Origin of the sequence: Paenibacillus sp. LX16 (assembly GCF_036252815.1) — a bacterium.
Taxonomy (GTDB): domain Bacteria; phylum Bacillota; class Bacilli; order Paenibacillales; family Paenibacillaceae; genus Paenibacillus; species Paenibacillus polymyxa_B.
Genome location: NZ_CP141152.1, coordinates 459616 through 479187, shown reverse-complemented (window position 1 = coordinate 479187; position 19572 = coordinate 459616). Strand labels below are relative to the sequence as shown.

Here is a 19572-nt window from a genome sequence, read left to right as displayed (position 1 = left end):
GCCCACTTCGTTCTCGTTCCACTTGGTTTATTCTTTAGTCTCATAGTATCTAAAGCGCAAAAACAGATGCGCTTGTGTGTAAAAATGCCACACAACCTATCAAAAACTAAGGTGCTTTTAGGCGGTTGGCAGCGTAGCGGTTCATTTGAATCTGGAGAAGCGTAGCGCTCGCCTTTGCCGTGGGATTCTTACCTTTTAAAATTCATTCAAAGAACCCCACGGCAACAGCGATCGTAAGATCAAATGAAACGCGAAGCGGTCTCCCCGCCTTAAACCACCCTATTTTCTCAAAACAACTCCACAATAAAGGACAGGTGAATTTTCATGGCTAACACACTACTCAGTATTCAAGTCATCCCTAAAACTCCTAATAACGAGGACTCTTACCCGTATGTAGATAAGGCGATTGAGGTCATTCAGCACTCCGGCGTCAAACATCAGGTGAATCCATTGGATACGACCATGGAGGGCGAGCTCGACGAGTTGCTGAAAGTGGTTAAAGAAATGCACGAGGCTTTGACGGAAGCGGGCAGTCCCAGCGTCATTTCACAGATCAAAATCGCACATAACCCACAAGGCATCAGCATGAACAAGCTGACCGAGAAATATCGCCCATGAATCCGAAAGGCAAGAACGCATCCTGGTGGAAAAGCGTATGGCCGCCCCTTGTGGCGGTCCTCTTCTTTTTAGCGGCCTGGCAGGGGGCGGTTTCCTATTTGCATGTTGAATCCTGGCTATTGCCTGCTCCATCCCTCATCGTACAAGAGGGCATAGCCCAGACGGCGCTGCTTGGTGCCCATACATGGGCTACGATTCGTCTGACACTTGCGGGATTCGCTATAGGGACAGCAACGGGACTGTTGATCGCCATCGTTCTTCATACGATCCCTTTTCTCAAGTCAGCTCTGTATCCGCTGCTTATCCTTAGCCAAAACATTCCGATCATCGCCCTGGGTCCGTTGCTCATGGTGTGGTTTGGTTTTGGCGTGCTGCCCAAGCTCATGGTTATTACTTTAGTATGCTTTTTTCCCGTGGCTGTAGCGGCCATGGACGGGCTGACTCGAACAGACCGTACGATGATGAACTATATGCGGATGTCGGGTGCAAGCCGCATGGCTATTTTTATGAAGCTGGAGCTGCCACATTCCCTGCCGCAAGTCTTTTCTGGCGTTAAAATTGCTGCTACCTATAGTGTAATGGGCGCGATCATTGCCGAATGGATTGGAGCTAGTGAAGGAATTGGATATTATATGTTGCTGCAAAAATCGGCCTATCGCACGGACCTCATTTTTGCTGCCATCGGCATTATTGTTGCACTCAGCTTACTCATGTTTGTGGTTATTTTACTACTGGAGAAATGGTTGGTTCGCTGGAAACCCGATCGAGAGTAGCTTCCTCCTTGAATTAAACTTTGCAAAGAAAGGACGTGGCGCGTATGAGTCTGCATCCGATTGACTTATCATCACACAACGTGGCTAATGAACAACGAGCCGGGGAACAGCAGAGTCCTTCAACTGCTCCTCCTGCTTTGGAATTGGACGAGATCAGCCTCGCCTTCCGCGAAAAGCGAAGCTTACTGCCCGTATTGCAGGATGTATCCCTCACAGTCAAGCCAGGAGAATTCGTTTCCCTCATCGGTCCGTCAGGCAGTGGCAAAAGCACGCTGTTTCACATCATCGGCGGGCTACTCAAACCGCAGCAGGGACGTATCCGTATGCACGGACGGGACATGACTGGTGAACGTGGGCATATCAGCTATATGCCGCAGCAGCCCGCCCTTTTCCCATGGCGTACCACGCTGGACAACGTAATGCTGGGGCAGGAAAATGCTCCAAGTAAAAATACAGCAGTACCCCCTCAGTACGCCAGTGAACACGAGCGTCGCAAAGAAGCCTTGCAATGGCTCGAGCAGGTTGGACTAGGCAAATTCGCCAAGGCGTATCCACATACGCTGTCTGGTGGAATGCAACAGCGCGCAGCCTTTCTTCGCGCACTACTCAGCCCGCAGGAATTAATGCTGCTGGATGAGCCGTTCAGCGCACTCGATGCGCTGACACGTGCAGACATGCAGCAATGGTTATTACGGATGTGGGAAAAGAACCGCCGTTCTGTGCTGTTTATTACCCACAGCATTGAAGAAGCGCTGCTGCTCTCCGACCGCATCTATGTGCTGTCGGCGCGACCTGCTTCGGTGGTGCATGTCGTAGATGTCCCTTTTTCTCGCCCGCGTAGGGAAGAAATCACCCTCGATCCGCTCTTTATGGAATGGAAGCGGACCATGACCAGCTGGATGCGCGAGGAAAAGTACAAACTGGACGGCGACATGGACAATGCTCAGAGCGTCCACAAGAATATCCCGGAAGATGGATTGAATCAACATGAGTGACGTAAAAGTTCGATGTGCATTGAAATGGAACAGCCAAACAAAGCCAGGCTTGGATTTGAGCGCAATTGAACCCGCTCCATTGATCGACGCGCACATTCATGTAGACAGCTACCTGCCTGAACAACAGGAGTTATTACTCGCTTCACTTACCGATAGCAGTGTCCTAGCCGTGATAGCCGTGTCGATGCACCTGGACTCCAGCCGAGCCAATCTACGGTTAGCCGAGCGTTACCCCGGGCTGGTACGACCAGCCTTTGGCTTTCATCCCGAACAGGCTCTACCACCGCAAGCTGAGCTTGACCTCTTGTTCGACTGGATGGACGAACATGTACAGCAGATGGTCGCCGTGGGTGAAGTCGGCTTGCCCTATTACAATCGGCTGGAAGCCTCACGGAGCGGTTCACCTTTTGACCTCGCTCCCTACATAGCGCTGCTGGAGCGTTTTATCCAGTTTGCAAGCAAGCATAACAAGCCCATTGTCCTGCACGCCGTTTATGAGGACGCAGATATTGCCTGTGACCTTCTGGAACGTCACAGCGTCACGCAGGCGCACTTTCACTGGTTCAAAGGCTCTGCCGCCACGACCGAACGTATGGCCCGGAACGGTTATTATATCTCGTTCACACCGGATCTCCTGTACGAAGAAGAGATCCGCAGTTTGGCAAGACAGTATCCGTCTGATCAGATCATGGCAGAGACAGACGGTCCCTGGCCGTTCGAGGGGCCTTTTACCGGACAAGAGACACATCCACGGATGACTGCCGACGTCATTCGCGCGTATAGCAAGCTGACCCATCAAGATGAATCTGCCGTCCGTCAATTATTTTATGAAAATACGAGACGCTTTTACTCACTATCTGATTGATAAAGGCATACCAGCTATTTACTGACTGGAAGGTTTACAACCACAACTTGTAGCCAAAGCAAAGAACCTCCTTATTTCCGCGGGACTCCATCCTACGTAAAAAGGAGGTTCTTGTATTTTGCAGAGTTTTTTTGTCGCTACTCAGCTTTTATTGCTTCAAGAAACCCTTCTGTTCCAAAAACGGCTTCAACTGCAAGCGTGCTGGCTCGGTCAATCTTGCGGCCATTTGCTCAGACCATGGCGTAGAGCGTTGACCGCCCGTACGTTCCTTTAAATATTCGGCTGATGTATGATCGTATGCCTCTACAGCTTTCATCGTCTGATTTTTGTCATAGCCGTTCATATGCAAAACACCGGACAGCGGAAGACGTGGACGCAAGCCCGTTTCCTGATCCGGTACACCAATACACATACCGAACACTGGATACACCAGTTCTGGCAACCCTAACAACTCAGACACCTCTGCTATTTTAGTACGAATGCCGCCAATGTAGACGATGCCCAGGCCCAGTGATTCAGCGGCTACCGCTGCATTTTGTGCAGCTAACGCGGCATCAATGGTCGCAACCGTATAATTTTCGACGGACCCTTCATAGGAAGGCTGACCTGGCTGATGGTGAACTGTGACCTGCTTCAAGCGATACAGGTCTGCGCACCATACCAGAAACGCAGGGCATTGCTCAACGTAAGCCTGCCCCCCTGCCAACTCGGCCAGCTTTGTTTTCAAAGAAGGCTCGGTAACGGCAATGACGGTATATGCCTGCACATTGCTGGACGAGGAAGCCATTTGGCCAGCTGCCACAATAGCTGCGAGCTGCTCGTCGGTAATGGGGTCTGACTTGAATTTTCGCACAGACCGGTGATTCATCAACAAGGAAATCGTATCATTCATGACTGCTTCACTCCTAATCCATAATATAAGCTCTTTATCTACATCAAGCTGTGAGTATACGAAGAAGTTCTTGCATGCTTGCATGGCACTCCTACAAATATTATGAAACTTTCGCGAATGATAAGCAACCTAACGTGATGAAAGTTGAATGGTTTAAAAAAACAAACGCAACAAAAAGCAAGCACGCAGAAAACCAATTGTGCGTACTTGCTCTATACTCAGATACTAACTTTATCTCGCAACAGATGTCCGACAGCACGCTATCCTGCTGATGCATCCATACATTACAGCTTCACCCGTTGGAGACGCAGTGCATTCAGCACAACCGAAACAGAGCTAAATGCCATGGCTGCTCCCGCCAACCATGGAGCAAGGAAGCCCAAAGCGGCAATCGGAATACCGATCACGTTATAACCGAGCGCCCAAAACAGATTTTGCCGTATGTTTGTCATGGTCCGGCGGCTCATTTCGATCGCGTCAGGAATGCTGTTCAGGTTGCCGCGCATGAGGGTAATATCCGCAGCCTCCATGGCCACATCCGTTCCCGTGCCCATCGCCATCCCGATATTGGCAGTAGCCAGAGCAGGCGCATCGTTAATACCATCCCCAACCATAGCTACGATCATGCCTTGTTCCTGAAGCCGTTTCACTTCTTCAGCCTTTCCTTCAGGTAGCACCTCCGCCAGCACTCGTTCAATTCCGGCCTCGGCGGCAACAGCCCGCGCAGTCCGTTCATTGTCACCCGTAATCATGATGACTTCAATGTTCATCGCCCGCAGACGGGCAACGGCCTCCCGTGACGTTTCTTTAATCGTGTCCGCCACGGCCACCAGTCCGGCATAGGAACCGTCCACAGCAACAAGCATCGCGGTTTTCCCTGCGTTTTCCAGCTCATTCATATACTGCTCGGCTGAGTCATCTATCGCGATGCCTTCCCTGCTCATCAATCGGCGTGTACCCGCCAATACCTGCTTACCTTCCACATGCGCCTTCACACCATAACCCGGAATATTTTCAAAATCTGTCGGCCCTACCAACTCAATGCCTCGATCTGCAATCCCCTTTACAATGGCTTCCGCCAGCGGATGCTCCGAGCTTTTTTCTGCCGCACCGAGCAACCGCAGCAAATCGTTTTCAGCCAAGCCGCTTGCACCAACCATAACATCCGTCAGCTCTGGCTTGCCGTTCGTAACTGTTCCTGTCTTATCCAATACCACTGCGTTGACTGAACGGGTCATTTCCAAATGCTCGCCGCCCTTGAACAAAATACCGTATTCAGCGGCACGTCCCGAGCCTGCCATAATGGACGTTGGAGTAGCCAAGCCGAGCGCACAAGGACAAGCAATGACGAGAACTGCAATCATTTTCTCTAGTGAGCCTGCAAAATCAGTCGGTGTCACAAGGAAAAACCAGACAATAAAGGCTAACACAGCAATAGCAACAACAATGGGGACAAAAATACCGGAAATCTGATCCGCAATCCGCTGAATCGGGGCCTTGGAGTTTTGCGCATCTTCCACGACCTTAATAATACGGGACAACGCTGTATCACCACCCACACGCTCGGCCTGAATACGTAATACCCCGTTTTTATTGAGCGTCGCCCCTGTAACAGCGGAACCCGCTTCTTTTTCAACCGGAAGACTCTCACCACTTAACATGGATTCGTCCACTGCCGAACGTCCGTCCACAACCACACCATCGACAGGAATTTTCTCGCCGGGTCGTACAATAAAGATATCCTTCACACGTACCTGTTCGATCGGTATATCAAGCTCTTGTCCATCACGCACTACACGTGCCGTCGTCGCCTGTAGACTCATCAGGCTCTTGATCGCCTCGGATGAACGCCCTTTGGCTACCGCCTCGAACCATTTACCAACCAAAATAAGCGTAATTAGTACCGCGCTTGTCTCGTAATACAGCTCCGGCATGGTCATGACAGGCATTCCTGCCATACCCTCCATGACATCAGACGGACGCAAGGTAAGGTACAAGCTGTAAAAATAAGCCGCAGACGTACCTAGTGCAACTAACACATCCATATTCGAGCTGCCATTGCGAAGCGCTTTATACGCGCCCACATAAAACTGCCATCCGATGACGAACTGAATCGGTGTTGTCAGCACAAGTTGGAACCACGGATTCAAGAACAGTTCCGGCACATAAATCCATGACGTAAAGGAAAAATGAGCCACCATCGCCCACAATAGCGGAAATGACAGCACTGCGGACACAATCCACTTCCATTTTTTACGCCGGATATCCTTACTGCGTACATCCGCAATGTTGTCTTCTGCGCTCTGCGGGATCGCCCCGTAGCCCAGCTGTTCGATCTTGCTCACCAGATCACCGACCGCAATACTCCCCGCGGCATATTCCACATGAGCTGTTTCCATCGCCAAATTTACCGTGGCGCCTGTTACACCCGGCATCCGGTTCAATCCCTTTTCAATCCGGGTTGCACAGGCCGCGCAAGTCATGCCCGTTACATTCAGATTGGCTTCTTCACTTACAGTTCCAAACCCAAGAGAAGCAATTTTGTCGCGAAACTCAGGGATCTCCACCTGCTTGGGATCATAGGATATCGACGCCTGCTCCAAAGCCAAATTCACATTAGCCTGTGCCACACCATCTATTCGATTTAAACCTTTCTCAATACGGCTTGCGCAGGCGGCACAGGACATCCCTGTAATGTGAAGCGTTGTCTGCTTGTCACCGTCGGTCGCACGGTTTTCCATGGTATAACCCTCCTCCTATACCCCAGTGGGGTATATCATATCCAAAAAGAAAAAGCTTCTAATACGGAAGCTTCTCCTTCGAAACAAGTCTTTTCACACATAAAACACCTTCATTACTTAAACAACATCATAGCCTTGGTCTTCAATGGCTGTTTTCAGCGCTTCAACGTTCAGCTTGGACTCGTCATATTCTACATTCACTTGCTTCGTTTCGAGGCTGACCTTGCCAGTAGCGCCAACTTTCTCCAAAGCCCCTTCTACTGCCTTCACGCAATGATTGCAGCTCATGCCTTCTACGTTCAATGTAACTTGTGCCATTTTATTTCCTCCTCAGGGATACTTCTGTACCCATAATGTGTATGAATATTACTCTTAACGGATTAGCTTCTTGACCGTAACCAGCAGCTCGTCAATCACTTCCTGCTCTCCTGCCTGCATGCGCTCAATGACACAGCTTTTCATATGCCCTTCCAACAGCAGCTTACCGACACCATTCAGCGCGGACTGGACAGCAGCGATCTGGTTCAGTACATCGTCACAATAGGTATCCTTCTCAATCAAGCCCTTAATTCCGCGAACCTGACCTTCAATACGGTTCAACCGGGATACGAGGCTGTTCTTGAACTCTGCCGAATGATGACTTTTTCTAACTGTCTTTTCCCCGTCTGTTCCACAGTGATTCTCATGGGCTTCAGTGTGGGAAACAGGTTGCTCCTCAGCCATACATCAGCCTCCTGTGTGTGGATATATGCATTCATGCATTTGTTATAATCCCATCATAATATACCCCCACGGGGTATGTCAACCTTCCAGAAAAATGTCACTTTTTCGCCCTATTTATACTTTTGAGCGTGCTTCCTTAGCAAGTACGACAAAGCTTAATAGTGCACCAACCTCGGCTATAGCTATAACGACCGCCATCGGTACGGGGGTTGTTCCACTCCCCAAGCCTACTAGCGGTGAAGCGATGGAACCCAGCAATAGAGGTAACAAACCAAGCATAGCGGACGCACTGCCTGCGGAGCGCTGCTGACTCTGCATTGCCAATGAAGTCGTTGTTGTGCTCACAATCCCTACGCAGGAAACGACAAAAAACAAAGGAACTAAAACAGCAAATAATTGACCCCCAGTAAAGGCTACAGTAAGCAAGCTTATTCCGGCTACAGCCGCAATTACCAGACCCGACAAGAGTAACTGTCGTTCGCTGAAGCGACCCACAAGTCTACCCGTCAACTGGGAAAACAGTACAATCCCCAAACCATTCACTGCAAAAATGATGCTATACGTCTGAGGGGAAACCCCGAAAATATCCTGAAGCACGAATGGTGAGCCAGCGATATACGCGAACATCGCTCCTGTAATTAGCGCCTGTGAGAGGGCATAGCCCATAAAGCGTCGATCGGCAAACAGATGACCGAGTGTTCCTAGCGTCTGCTTCAGGCCACCGGACGAGCGGCGGTTAGTTGGCAACGTTTCTGGCAAACCCAATACGACGGCAATCAGCATAGCCACGCCGACTACACAAAGCACCATGAATACACCACGCCAGGAAACAAAGTTCAATATGACACCGCCCAGTACCGGTGCAGCAATGGGGGCCACGCCGTTCACCAGCATGAGCAGTGAGAAAAAGCGTGTCAACTCTTTGCCCGAGTAAAGATCACGGGCTACAGCTCTGGAAATTACGATCCCCGCCGAGCCCGTAAGCCCTTGAATAAAGCGAAGCGCAATGAGCATACCGATATTCGGCGCAAACACGCATAACAGCGAAGCAGCAGCGTACAGAATGAGCGAGATCACCAGCGGTCCTCTGCGACCTCTCACATCGCTAAGAGGACCAGCAACGATCTGGCCAACGGCCAGTCCCAACAGACAGGCGGTCAAACTAAGCTGCGCCAGCGAAGTGGTCGTATGCAAATTGTCGGCTAATGTAGGCAGCGACGGCAAATACATATCTATGGACAACGGCCCGAAAGCACTCAATGCACCCAGGACAAAGGCGATCCATAATATTCGCGATTTGGTCATATCTGCGGCAACCATAACAGTATTGGATAACCGGTTCATAATAATAATCATCCTTTTCACAAAAATATAAATAATTACTTCAATACATCATGATATCACTCATTTCGTCTGGCTTCGAATAATTACACGCTAATCCGCAATTTTTTTTTCAAAACTGCTATATATCAGGCAGGAATTTACCAATTTCAGGTCGAATTATACGGTAACCAAAACAAAAATTTGTGGAATCTGGAGAATGATAATGGTCTATGATGGAGTGCTACTGGGTCTCATTGTAGGTCTGTTCAGAGGAGGCTGGCGGCAAGGTCTGATCCGTTTCAGTAAAATTCGCCTTATAGCCGGCTGGATGTTCCCTGTGCTGCTGCTGGTACAATTCATTATTTTTTATGCCCAGGAAAAGTGGGCTTGGCTGGCAGCCATTAACGGGTATCTATTTATGGGAGTCTACGTGGTTGGGTTGATATTTCTCTGGTTGAACAGACATCATAAGGGATTCAAACTTATTATAATGGGCGTATTGATGAATTTTATCGTTATGGCGGTGAATGGCGGCAGGATGCCGGTCTCGTTGAGCGCTTCGGAGGTGCTGGGTCCCTATTATACAGATATGCTTAAATCCGGAAGTGTCATCTCAAAACATTACATGATGGATGCGAGCACGCGTCTATCATTGCTTGGTGACATTATTCCTCTCTCCAAGCCCTATCCCCGCACGCAGGTAATTAGTATTGGGGATGTTGTCATGAACTTCGGGATGTTCCTGTTTATCCAAAGCATTATGGTCGTGAAGAGAACTAAGGATAAGCAGCAAGAAACCAATCCCCGCCACGCCTAGTGCACACCTTATTCCAAGGAAGGGAGGGAACCGTATGAAAAACTTGAAATACTCCCGTGTGATTATCAATGCTATTATCGTGGCTTCTGTCATAATTGCTTTGACTTCCGGTTACAAAATCGGGGGCTAGTCACCGATAAGAAAAAAAGGAAGCACAGGCTCAACAAAACAGGCTGGATTCCGGCCTGTTTTTTCATGTGAAATTTTCGATTACAAAATTGTAAATTATCCCATTCACCCCTGGTAGCTTTGACATCAAGATACGACAAGGCAGGAGAAGAAATGATGAGTATAATAAAAAAGCTGCAAGAACGGGTTACCGCGACGGGAATATACGTGTTTTCCATATGTATAGTAGGCGTGATCGTCCTCTTGTATACGAACCAATGGTCCTTTTTGCACTATACGACAACAGAGTGGGTCACGATCTATTCCCTATTGGGAGCCGTTCTGATTCTGGAGCATTTTACATTCCAGCTACCCCCAGCCAGTAACAAGCAGTCCATGGATTCCTCCGTGTATCTGGCTTGTATTTTTGTGCATGGTACCGAAATTGCCATCCTGATTTTGCTGTTAAATGTAATCATCGCTATGTTCCGGCACACTGAGTTGTCCTGGTGGAAGCATACCGTCAATTTTTCCATTTACGCCCTTTCCATTTTCCTGTCTTCAACAGTATTTGAACTAAGCGGCGGAACGCAGGGGGCTTTAAACCAAGATCATTTTGTTTCCTACCTACTGGCGTTGATCTGCTACTTTGCGGTGAACACCATCACACTGGGCATCTACTTTTATATCGCATACAAAGGGTCCTTCAATGAGCTTAAACAGGCTTTTTTGGCTGAATCCCTGCTCGTATACTTATGTACACTCATTCTATCTTTGGTATTGACTACACTAATTTATAACAACGGCATTTTAGGACTTTTGCTGTTCCTTGGGCTAAGCATGCTCCTGTCTCACGCATTCAAGCAAATGTTCACGCTGTATCGGGAAATCGAAGAAAAAGCGAACATGGATCGCAGAACAGGGCTATACAATCACAGCTACTTTGAAAATACACTTGAAGCTGAATTAAATAAATCCAGATCCGAGAATACTCCTCTCAGTCTGGCGCTGATTGATATAGATGATTTCAAAAAATACAATGATCATTTCGGTCATCTCAAAGGCGATCAGCTACTGGGATTTCTCGGTGAGTTTCTTAAAAAGGAGACCTCTGGCACCCACATCACCGTATCCCGCTATGGTGGAGAAGAATTCACCCTGCTAATGCCCGGTCATACCGCTGAACAAGCATATGAAACAGTCAATGCTATTCGAAAAAGATTAAATGATTCGCGTTATGAGGGTGTTGAAATTTTTCCACACGGCTGTCTGTCCTTCTCCGCAGGCATTGCACAAAGCCGCATTGACATCTACGACAAATCACAACTGGTTGATCTGGCGGATAAAGCCCTGTACTACGCCAAGAAACAGGGAAAAAACATCGTTCATACGCACGGAAGTTTAAATGAAGTGGAGCGCGAGGTCGATCTGGGGCAGGATATTCGGGATCTTGAGCAGCAGCTTAATTTGTTCTTGTACAAGGATATTAACACTTTCAAGCATTCCAAACGGGTATTCAGATATGCAGCAGACATGAGCGATGTGCTTCAACTCGGACCAGAGGATAAGCGGCGTTTCATACTAGGTGCCCTCATTCATGACATTGGTAAACTGGAGATTCCCTGGAATATTCTCAATAAAAAAGAGAAGCTGTCTGGTGAGGAATGGCAGATGGTGCAAGCGCATGTCATGTGGGGCAAACGAATTGTCGAAGCCAACGAACGATTCATAGATTTGGTTCCTTTTGTGGAGCTACATCATGAACGTTATGACGGAGGAGGTTATCCGTTTGGCTTTAAGGGCGAGCAAATTCCACGTTTATGTCGGATGCTGACGATCATCGACTCTTTTGATGCGATGACAACCGAGCGCCCCTATCAACCCACCAAAACGTTCGAGGAGGCCATTGAAGAACTACGTGCTTGCTCGGGTAGCCAATTCGATCCCAAACTAACGGCTACTTTTATCCATTATATTCAACATAAGCAACCTGCTTTCACGGATTTCATGGAAACAGGGCTCTAATTCCTTCATAGGTTCTTCCTCTTTGCCCCTAGCGTGGTTGAAATCGTCCTGAATTCAGCCACGCTAGGGGTTTTCATATGATTGGCATTTTGTATAATGCTTATTATTTCAAATTTCATATAAATGTCATAATTCGCTCCATCTATTCACGCTATATGCACTATGATTAAGATAGGAATGGGTTTGTCCGTATAAAATCTTACAAATGGGGATATCCTCGCTTCAAGTAATCGAGAGAAGGTGACTTCACAGGCATGTTCTACCTGTCCAGACCAGCCCGTGTGGCTTGTCTTTTATTGCTGTGTCTCCCCCTTCTGATCCTGTTTCCTCACTCTTCGTGGGCTCATGCATTTGTCATTGAATCCAGTCCGACCGAAAATCAGGTTTTGGACAAGTCGCCTTCTCAGGTGATCATCACCTTCAATGAAGATTTGCAATCTGCCTTCATGTCGATCAAAGTGACCGATGAAACAGGCAAGCGGGTCGACACAGGAAAAGCACAGCTTGACCCGAACCACAAAGCCACCATGGAAATCCAATTGATTCCAGGGATGAAAAATGGAATTTACTCCGTCAATTGGAGAGCTTTATCCGCAGACGGACATCCGGTTAATGGAGTCATTCCATTTCAAGTAGGCAGCGGTTCCAATGCGTCTACCCATCAAGCTATCGCATCTGAAAGCTCAGGGACATCACGAATCGACTTAATCGCTGTCCGTTGGTTTCTTTACATAGGACTATCGCTGCTTTTTGGAGCGATTTGTTTCCGGCTGTTCATCTTACCGAACATAAGCCAAGACAAGAATCAAAGTACACAGCATAAGCATAATCAGCGGCCCTTTGAAACATTGCCCCGCTGGACTAAGTTGCTATGGAGCGGCTACGGCATAACGTCTGCCGCCATTCTGATCAGCCTGCCACTTCAGGCTTCATGGGATGCCGGGGTTTCCATCAGAGAGGGATTCTCCCTCCCGATTCTGGGAGAAGCTCTCCAGTTTACTGGAGCCGGGCAAATTTGGTTTATCCAGATGATTCTCGTGCTGCTCCTAAGCGTAACGCTGATTTACGCGCTGGATTACAGCATTTCGAATCGCCAGCGCCGTCTTTGGGGTTACAGCTCAGCTCTCCTAACGCTATGCCTCATGCTGTCCAAAGCCTTTGTCGGCCATCCTGCAGCGGCTACCCATCCAGCTCCAGCCATTGCGGCGGACTTTGTCCATCTCGCAGCAGCAGCCTTTTGGATCGGCTCACTTGCCGTCATGGTCGTGTGCCTGCCTGTTGCCGGAGCAGAGTTGCCCGTATCCGAGCGGGCAACTCTGCGGCAAGCCGCCCTGCGCCGCTTTGCTGGCTGGGGCATTGCTATGGTGGCAGCGCTACTCGCCACCGGTATATATGGAGCCGTGCTGTACATTCCGGCTCCCTCCATGCTGCTGAACACGTCCTATGGACTCGTTCTGCTCGGCAAGGCAGCGCTGCTGCTAGTCATGCTGGCCTTTGCGGCCAGCCAGTTCCGCAGCGCACGGCAAGCGGCGCCCAGCAAGCAAGCTGCCCGGGGATTGCGTGCCGAGGTTTCCGTCGGCCTGCTCGTGATGCTGTTGACTGCGGTGCTCACTCACCTGTCACCCGGCCAGGCACCTGTTGTTCCGTTTGAGGAGACTCGTACTACGGGCGAATATAACGTTACACTGGCAGTCAGCCCCAATGCTGTGGGCAGCAATGAATTTAAGGTATCCGTTCAGGATAGCAAAGGTGCTGCCGTTTCAGGAATCCAGCAGGTCACATTAACGCTCACTCCAGCAGACCCTGACCAAGATCAACAGGAATTTGTTCTGCCCGTGAAGCAGCAACAGCCATTCCGCAGTCAGGAATTGATGACCTCCGAAGGAACATGGACGGTAAAAGTACATGCTCTGACGGCATCACTCGATGCGGTTGATGCTGAATTCACCCTGCATGTAGGCGGTAAAAAATAATTATTTTACACTTAAAAGGAGCGAAATGAATATGAATATAACGATTCAAACAGCAAAATCCAGATTTTCCAGGTTTGCGACCTCTGTGGGTCTAATTGCAGCTGGTGCCTTACTTTTTGCAGGTATGGCCAGTGCACATGTGACAGTCAAGCCTTCTGTTTCACAACCTAATGCGTGGGAAACGTACACATTGAAAGTACCCGTGGAAAAAAACATTCCAACCACCAAAGTCGCCTTAAAAATTCCGAAAGAGGTCGTTTTCAAACAATACGAGCCTGTACCGGACTGGAAAGTAGCCACCGAAAAAGACAGCTCTGGCAAAGTAACCACCGTGACCTGGACGACTGAAAAAGACGGTATTCAAGCGGGTCAGTATCAGCGTTTCAGCTTTGTAGCGCAAAATGCAGACCAGAATACCGCAGCAGCCTGGGACGCTTTCCAATATTACAGTGACGGAAGTATCGTGGAATGGACCGGCGATGAAGGAAGTAACAATCCTCATTCCATTACCGAAATCACGGCGGATGCCACGTCCGCAACTCCTGCCCCTGCCGCAGACAGCGGACACGATTCGGCGGATACGGCAGCAGGCCACGCGAGCACAGATACGGCTAAAGATAGCAGCAGCCCCGCACCTGCTTCGAACAATGCAGTAGAAGCTGCACCTGCCGCTTCTGTCCCAGCCAGCTCTACTGCACAAACGACAGCACTGGTCCTATCGATCATTGCAGTCGTTCTTGGTGCCGCAGCTATCGGCATTGCACTCAAGCGCCGCAAGTAATCTGGGTTACGAATAAAGGTAAAATCGTTTTAAAAAGAAAAAGCTGACACCTATTTAAAGGAGTCAGCTTTTTTGGTATGGAAAATAACGATTAATATTCAGATCAAATACATACTTAAATTTATCTCATCCTATTTATTTCACATTCACCTTTCTATCATTTTTTTGGTAAAATGATAGATACTTCACGATTCTAACATGATAGCATTGCAATCTATTGAGCATAGGAGATCATAGGATGAAAATCGTAAATAAGGCTCTGTTATCTAGTGCTATTTTTCTGAGTACCGCAGCGGGCTTCTACAGCCCTTTGGCACAAGCAGAGACCGGTAAGGTCAGCATTATGCTGGACGGATATCCGTTACCATTCCCCGTACAACCTGCCATGATGAACGGCACGACCATGGTTCCCTTTCGCGCTATTTCTGAGGCTCTCGGCATTACAGTGAAATGGGATCAAGCTAGCCAAAGCATCATCGCTACCAAAGCGCAAGGCTCTGCTACGAAGCAGGTGGTTCTAAAGATGGGTAGCCGCAATGCCACAGTGGACGGACAAACGGTTCAACTAACAGCCGCTCCGCAAACCGTGCGCGGTAGCACGATGATTCCGCTGGGCTTTTTCGGGCAGCAGTTTGGAGCCACGGTGAACTGGAATCAGGGAACACGGACGGTCTCCATTACATCGCCACGTGAAGCGATGTATACAGTAGGCTTTTATGCGCTGTCTTCCTTTGACCAAAAATCCAAAATACCGGATTTTAACGCAGTTGCCTTCGGCTGGAGTCGAATTGATACGAACGGACAATTTACGACAAACGGCAAAGAATACAAATGGCCTCAAGCCGCTGGAACTGTAACGCCGGAGTCCATTGTGCAGGAGGCAGACAGCCAGGGGACTTCCCCTTATCTGATGGTCTATTCCGGAGATGGCAATCACGAGCTGACCAAAGTTTTGGAAAATGTGCAGCTTCAAGAACAAACCATTTCCCAAATCGTCAGCACCGCCACCGACAAACAATTTAAAGGCATTACGCTAGATCTGGAAGGATTAGGCTGGAGCGGCGATAAAGCCAAAGCGCGTTCAGACTACAACGCCTTTATTAAAAAGCTATCGGCCAAAGCGCATCAGGCCGGGCTCAAGCTCACCGTCGTTCTGCATCCGCTGAACAGCTCTTACTCTGGCTATGACTACAAAACGCTGGGCAATCTGGCGGACGACCTGATCATCATGGCCTATGATTATGGACAAAAGGCTACGCCTGAGCCTTTGGATAAAGTGGATGAAGCCATACAACTGGCCTTGAAGGAAACCTCGCGGGACAAGCTCATTTTGGGGATTTCAATGGGTAGCGAAAAAGACAGTACCGTTAACGCCAAGATCGGTTTAGCCAAACGTTATGACCTCAAAGGAATCGCTATCTGGCGCTTGGGCATCATTGGAGAAACGGCCTGGACGCAGATGAACGAAGCCATCGAGTTTAAATAAGTGTACCTGACCTTATTCCGCCCGCTAATGATTTCTTAGGCGTCTTCTATGAAATCATTTGGCGGGCTTTCTTCATGCCCTTTAACAAAAATGCTTGCCTGATTTGGAAGTTGTCGTCACAGGCTCGCAACCCTGTTCTCCATAGAAGATCCCCCAGTCTCTCATAAAATCCAGCAACGGCCTTAACGTATCTCCCAACGGTGTAAGCGAGTATTCCACACGCGGTGGGTTCTCGTTATAAATCTCACGGTGCACAATACCATCACGCTCCAATTCACGCAACTGCAAGGTTAACATCCGCTGTGTAATATTAGGTAAGGTCCGTCGAATTTCGTTATAGCGCCGCGGTCCTGTGGTCAAATGATACAAGATGACTCCCTTCCATTTACCGCCTATAACCCCAACGGTTTTCGCTACCGGACATCCAAAGTTAACGCTAACCGCATGCTCCATCTCCTGTGCCATGCATACCCCTTCTTTCTGTGGAATGTGTAGACCGATAGGCCGAGACTTATGACAAGGAACAAATATGTGCGTACTTGTTCTCTCAAAAAACTTTCTATATGATGACTATATATTTGATACCAACTCTCATTATAGTAGCAGAAAACAATTAGAGTACCAACTAAACCCATACCCAAAGGAGTACATTATATGTCCAATACATCAGCTAAAAAACAGGAAATTCTGGATGCCTTTCTGTTCAGACATGCCACAAAGGAATTCGATCCCAATCGCATCATACCGGAAGAAGATTTTCAGTTCATTCTCGAAACCGGACGACTTTCTCCGAGCTCCGTCGGTTTTGAACCATGGCAGTTTGTAGTTGTACAAAATCAGGCATTGAGAGAAAAGCTGGCTGCGGTTTCCAGCGGTGGTCAAAAGCAGATTCCTGCGGCTAGCCATGTCGTCCTGATTTTGGCGCGCAAGGATGTCCGTTATGATTCTCCTTACGTGGAGTATATGTATAAAGAGGTTAAAGGTATGTCTGAGGAAGATTTTTCCTCACTGCCGGGTCGCTACAAGATTTTCCAGGGTGAAAATCAACGCCTGCTGGAAAACGAACGTACGTTATTTGACTGGGCTTCCAAGCAAACCTATATTGCCTTAGGCAATATGATGACAGCGGCGGCTCAGATCGGCATTGATTCCTGCCCGATTGAGGGCTTTAACTACGATCAAGTGCATGCCATATTAGAGGAAGAAGGACTACTGGAGAACGGACTGCTGGATATTTCGGTCATTGCCGCCTTCGGTTACCGTGCCCATGAACCCAAGCGGGAAAAATCTAGACAACCGCTGGAAAAGGTCACACGCTGGATTCTGTAACCTGATATCACGAGTCTCTCCCAATACGCTAAATATTGAAGCATCTAAAAAGCGGGCATGCGGCACTTCATCTGAATGATGAACACACCGCAGCCCGCCTTTTTATGTCACTTCAAATCTCTATTAAGATCCCCTTGGAAGCCAGGTTATCCAGGCACTCCTTCATATACTCATCGTCGTGCTCCACATATGCACCCGCGCCTGCCAGTTCCTCACCCAGCTCCTCTTCCCAAGGCTCACACTGCTTACCGCGATACAACGGCTGTTCCCATAGCGGATCAACATTGTACCCTCTGCTTTTCATTTCACCCATAATGAGTCTATGATAGCGCACTAGCAGCATTGGGTGGTAATCGAACACATAATTCACGGTGGCGTGTGGCTTGCCCCACCCATTCCCGCGCAGGGCACAGCACTCACGATGTTGTCCAAGCAGTTGTGGACGGGGTAGCTTGTCGATTAAATGTTCATGCCAAAGCCTCATGCTTCCACAACCCTATCTGTAGCTTTTTCTGATCTATTGGATTAACATACGGATACCTGTCAGCACAATGCCGATCAGGAAGCCTGTAACTGCGCCATTAATACGTATCCACTGCAAATCCTGTCCCAGTTTGTCCTCCATCAGTGCAATCAGGGATTTGTTATCCATTTTGTCTACATTTTCGCGCACCAAGTTACCAATCCGACTATGGTTGGCTTCCACGAGTCCAGTAATACCTTCCACAATTCGCACATTGATCTTGTCCAGCAGCTCGGTATTCCCTCTTAGATCAGTCAGCATCCGATCCAATAGCGGTAAAATATAGGTCTGCACATAACTTCCGTCTTCCATGTAGTCCAATAAGCGTATACGCAGTTCTTCCATTTTGCCCAGCACTAACGCATCGCCTTCACAGGCTTCAACAAGGCTATCCTTCCAGGCGTTCAATCCTTCCTGAACCGTATCTTTCGTCGCCAATCGGGTCACCTGTGTTCTTAGACCATCCAGCACGGCCTGACGGCGCGGGTGCTCTTCCCTTTGCAGTTCTGCCACCTGATTCAGCAGGAAATGACGAATCATTTCACCCATACGCTCTTCGTTCAGATAGCCGAGGAATGCGTTCAAGGCAAACTGCATCAGCCCGCTCACCTGCAAACCGCTGACTGCCTGCATTCCTAAGGTGCCCAGCGTATAGCCCGTTTCAGGACGCAAAAGCCAGGACTCGGCTTGCTCCAGCGTGTAATCCAATGCGCGACGATCATAGCCCTTCTCGCTGGTTTGACGAGCAAGCGCCTCCAGCAACGGTCCGGCGTCAAAGTCAGTCACTTGCCGCTTGAGCTCTGCCACGATGACCGGAGCCAATTCCGCGAGCGGAAGCGACTGGACGAGCCGCTTGGCAAGAACATCTATGGATGCCGCCGCCTCCGGTGTGCGCAATCCTTTTTCCACACCACCCAGCACCAAATCGGCCAAACGAATATCTGCAATTTTAGATGCGATGCTGTCTTTGTTTAGCAGGTTATTTTCCACCGTACTCACCAATGCATTTGTGAGCTTGTCCCTATTTTTAGGAAGCAGCGCCGTATGTGGTATCGGAATGCCTAGCGGATGACGGAACAAAGCAGTGACAGCGAACCAGTCTGCCAGTCCCCCTACAAGTCCTGCCTCAAAAGCGCCAGCTAACAAACGAGCCCAGCCATATTGCTGGAAGGGCAATGTGGCTGCAAAGCCTGCCCCTAGAATAACGAGCGACCACGCCGCTGCGGTTTTCGTATTTTTTGGTTTTCCCATCCTGTAATCCTCCAAACTGACTGTCGAGTAAGTAAAGCACTATACCTGTATTACCCATCATATCATTGCCCGTGTCATTTCCAAAGTTGAAAGCACTCTTGGTGAAACGGGTAAGGGCACTTTTTGCGTAATTTTTTATGCATATATCTCTCTTTTTTACATTCATGTTTGTGAACAAAATCACAGTATTGGGCCCAAACTCTTATTTTCAATACTAAGCCTTACGAACCATTTTATTAGAACCAAGTCCTAATTTTTTTAAAACGAAAGGAGAAGTGAACAAGAAAGTTGAATGGGCATAAGATACCTTTTTTCAGTACCATTTTGGTATTTTACCTCAGAAAGGATT

Annotated in this window: 18 protein-coding genes; 10 read left to right on the top strand and 8 right to left on the bottom strand. The window is 48.7% G+C overall.

Annotated elements, in window-relative coordinates; translation table 11 throughout:
* The first annotated feature begins 324 nt into the window (after positions 1–324).
* Genes T3H97_RS02155 through T3H97_RS02140 form a run of 4 tightly spaced genes read left to right on the top strand, consistent with a single transcriptional unit; the run spans position 325 to position 3251 of the window.
* The gene (locus T3H97_RS02155; RefSeq protein WP_290405221.1) at positions 325–618 is read left to right on the top strand and encodes an MTH1187 family thiamine-binding protein; all 294 of its coding nucleotides are present in this window, start codon (positions 325–327) and stop codon (positions 616–618) included.
* Positions 615–1391, top strand: a complete 777-nt coding sequence (locus T3H97_RS02150; RefSeq protein WP_274483704.1) for an ABC transporter permease — start codon at positions 615–617, stop codon at positions 1389–1391. The genes T3H97_RS02155 and T3H97_RS02150 overlap by 4 nt, the downstream gene beginning before the upstream one ends.
* A gap of 44 nt (positions 1392–1435) precedes the next feature.
* Entirely contained in the window at positions 1436–2386 is a 951-nt protein-coding gene (locus tag T3H97_RS02145; protein ID WP_328801551.1) for an ABC transporter ATP-binding protein, read from the top strand.
* Entirely contained in the window at positions 2379–3251 is an 873-nt protein-coding gene (locus tag T3H97_RS02140) for a TatD family hydrolase (RefSeq protein WP_328801550.1), read from the top strand. Before T3H97_RS02145 ends, T3H97_RS02140 begins: the two co-directional genes overlap by 8 nt.
* 148 nt (positions 3252–3399) lie before the next feature.
* Here T3H97_RS02140 and nfsA read toward each other — a convergent pair whose 3' ends face one another.
* The 5 genes from nfsA to T3H97_RS02115 form a co-directional block, all read right to left on the bottom strand.
* Positions 3400–4143, bottom strand: a complete 744-nt coding sequence (gene nfsA / locus T3H97_RS02135) for an oxygen-insensitive NADPH nitroreductase (RefSeq protein ID WP_250242504.1) — start codon at positions 4141–4143, stop codon at positions 3400–3402.
* A gap of 284 nt (positions 4144–4427) precedes the next feature.
* Positions 4428–6884, bottom strand: a complete 2457-nt coding sequence (locus T3H97_RS02130; RefSeq protein ID WP_328801549.1) for a heavy metal translocating P-type ATPase — start codon at positions 6882–6884, stop codon at positions 4428–4430.
* 117 nt (positions 6885–7001) lie between these two features.
* On the bottom strand, positions 7002–7202 hold the full coding sequence (locus tag T3H97_RS02125) for a copper ion binding protein (RefSeq protein WP_013308457.1): 201 nt from the start codon (positions 7200–7202) through the stop codon (positions 7002–7004).
* Positions 7203–7256: 54 nt separating this feature from the next.
* Entirely contained in the window at positions 7257–7607 is a 351-nt protein-coding gene (locus tag T3H97_RS02120) for a metal-sensitive transcriptional regulator (protein ID WP_328801548.1), read from the bottom strand.
* 114 nt (positions 7608–7721) lie between these two features.
* Positions 7722–8951 (bottom strand): multidrug effflux MFS transporter, encoded by a 1230-nt coding sequence (locus tag T3H97_RS02115; RefSeq protein ID WP_328801547.1) that lies wholly within the window; start codon positions 8949–8951, stop codon positions 7722–7724.
* A gap of 202 nt (positions 8952–9153) precedes the next feature.
* Here T3H97_RS02115 and T3H97_RS02110 point away from each other — a divergent pair, with 202 nt between their 5' ends.
* The 5 genes from T3H97_RS02110 to T3H97_RS02090 all read left to right on the top strand — a co-directional run bounded on the left by T3H97_RS02110 (position 9154) and on the right by T3H97_RS02090 (position 16120).
* The gene (locus T3H97_RS02110) at positions 9154–9747 is read left to right on the top strand and encodes a DUF5317 domain-containing protein (protein WP_328801546.1); all 594 of its coding nucleotides are present in this window, start codon (positions 9154–9156) and stop codon (positions 9745–9747) included.
* 282 nt (positions 9748–10029) lie between these two features.
* Complete coding sequence (locus T3H97_RS02105; RefSeq protein ID WP_328801545.1) at positions 10030–11880, top strand: bifunctional diguanylate cyclase/phosphohydrolase; 1851 nt, start codon at positions 10030–10032, stop codon at positions 11878–11880.
* Between the two features lie 254 nt (positions 11881–12134).
* Entirely contained in the window at positions 12135–13853 is a 1719-nt protein-coding gene (locus T3H97_RS02100; RefSeq protein ID WP_328801544.1) for a copper resistance CopC/CopD family protein, read from the top strand.
* 31 nt (positions 13854–13884) lie between these two features.
* The gene (locus T3H97_RS02095) at positions 13885–14634 is read left to right on the top strand and encodes a YcnI family copper-binding membrane protein (RefSeq protein ID WP_328801543.1); all 750 of its coding nucleotides are present in this window, start codon (positions 13885–13887) and stop codon (positions 14632–14634) included.
* A 238-nt stretch (positions 14635–14872) separates the two neighbouring features.
* Positions 14873–16120, top strand: a complete 1248-nt coding sequence (locus T3H97_RS02090) for a stalk domain-containing protein (RefSeq protein WP_328801542.1) — start codon at positions 14873–14875, stop codon at positions 16118–16120.
* 81 nt (positions 16121–16201) lie between these two features.
* Here T3H97_RS02090 and T3H97_RS02085 read toward each other — a convergent pair whose 3' ends face one another.
* Positions 16202–16585 carry a winged helix-turn-helix transcriptional regulator gene (locus T3H97_RS02085; RefSeq protein ID WP_023986690.1) on the bottom strand — a complete coding sequence of 128 codons (384 nt, stop codon included), beginning with the start codon at positions 16583–16585 and terminating at the stop codon, positions 16202–16204.
* A gap of 189 nt (positions 16586–16774) precedes the next feature.
* Between T3H97_RS02085 and T3H97_RS02080 the strand changes: the two genes are divergently transcribed.
* Positions 16775–17449 carry an NAD(P)H-dependent oxidoreductase gene (locus T3H97_RS02080; RefSeq protein WP_274483687.1) on the top strand — a complete coding sequence of 225 codons (675 nt, stop codon included), beginning with the start codon at positions 16775–16777 and terminating at the stop codon, positions 17447–17449.
* Positions 17450–17561: 112 nt separating this feature from the next.
* On the opposite strand, the gene T3H97_RS02075 is transcribed toward T3H97_RS02080, so the two are convergent.
* Both T3H97_RS02075 and T3H97_RS02070 read right to left on the bottom strand, forming a co-directional pair.
* Positions 17562–17933, bottom strand: a complete 372-nt coding sequence (locus T3H97_RS02075; protein WP_328801541.1) for a TIGR02328 family protein — start codon at positions 17931–17933, stop codon at positions 17562–17564.
* A 33-nt stretch (positions 17934–17966) separates the two neighbouring features.
* A complete protein-coding gene (locus T3H97_RS02070; protein ID WP_328801540.1) occupies positions 17967–19223 on the bottom strand; it encodes a DUF445 domain-containing protein in 1257 nt (418 codons plus the stop codon).
* Positions 19224–19572: the final 349 nt, after the last annotated feature.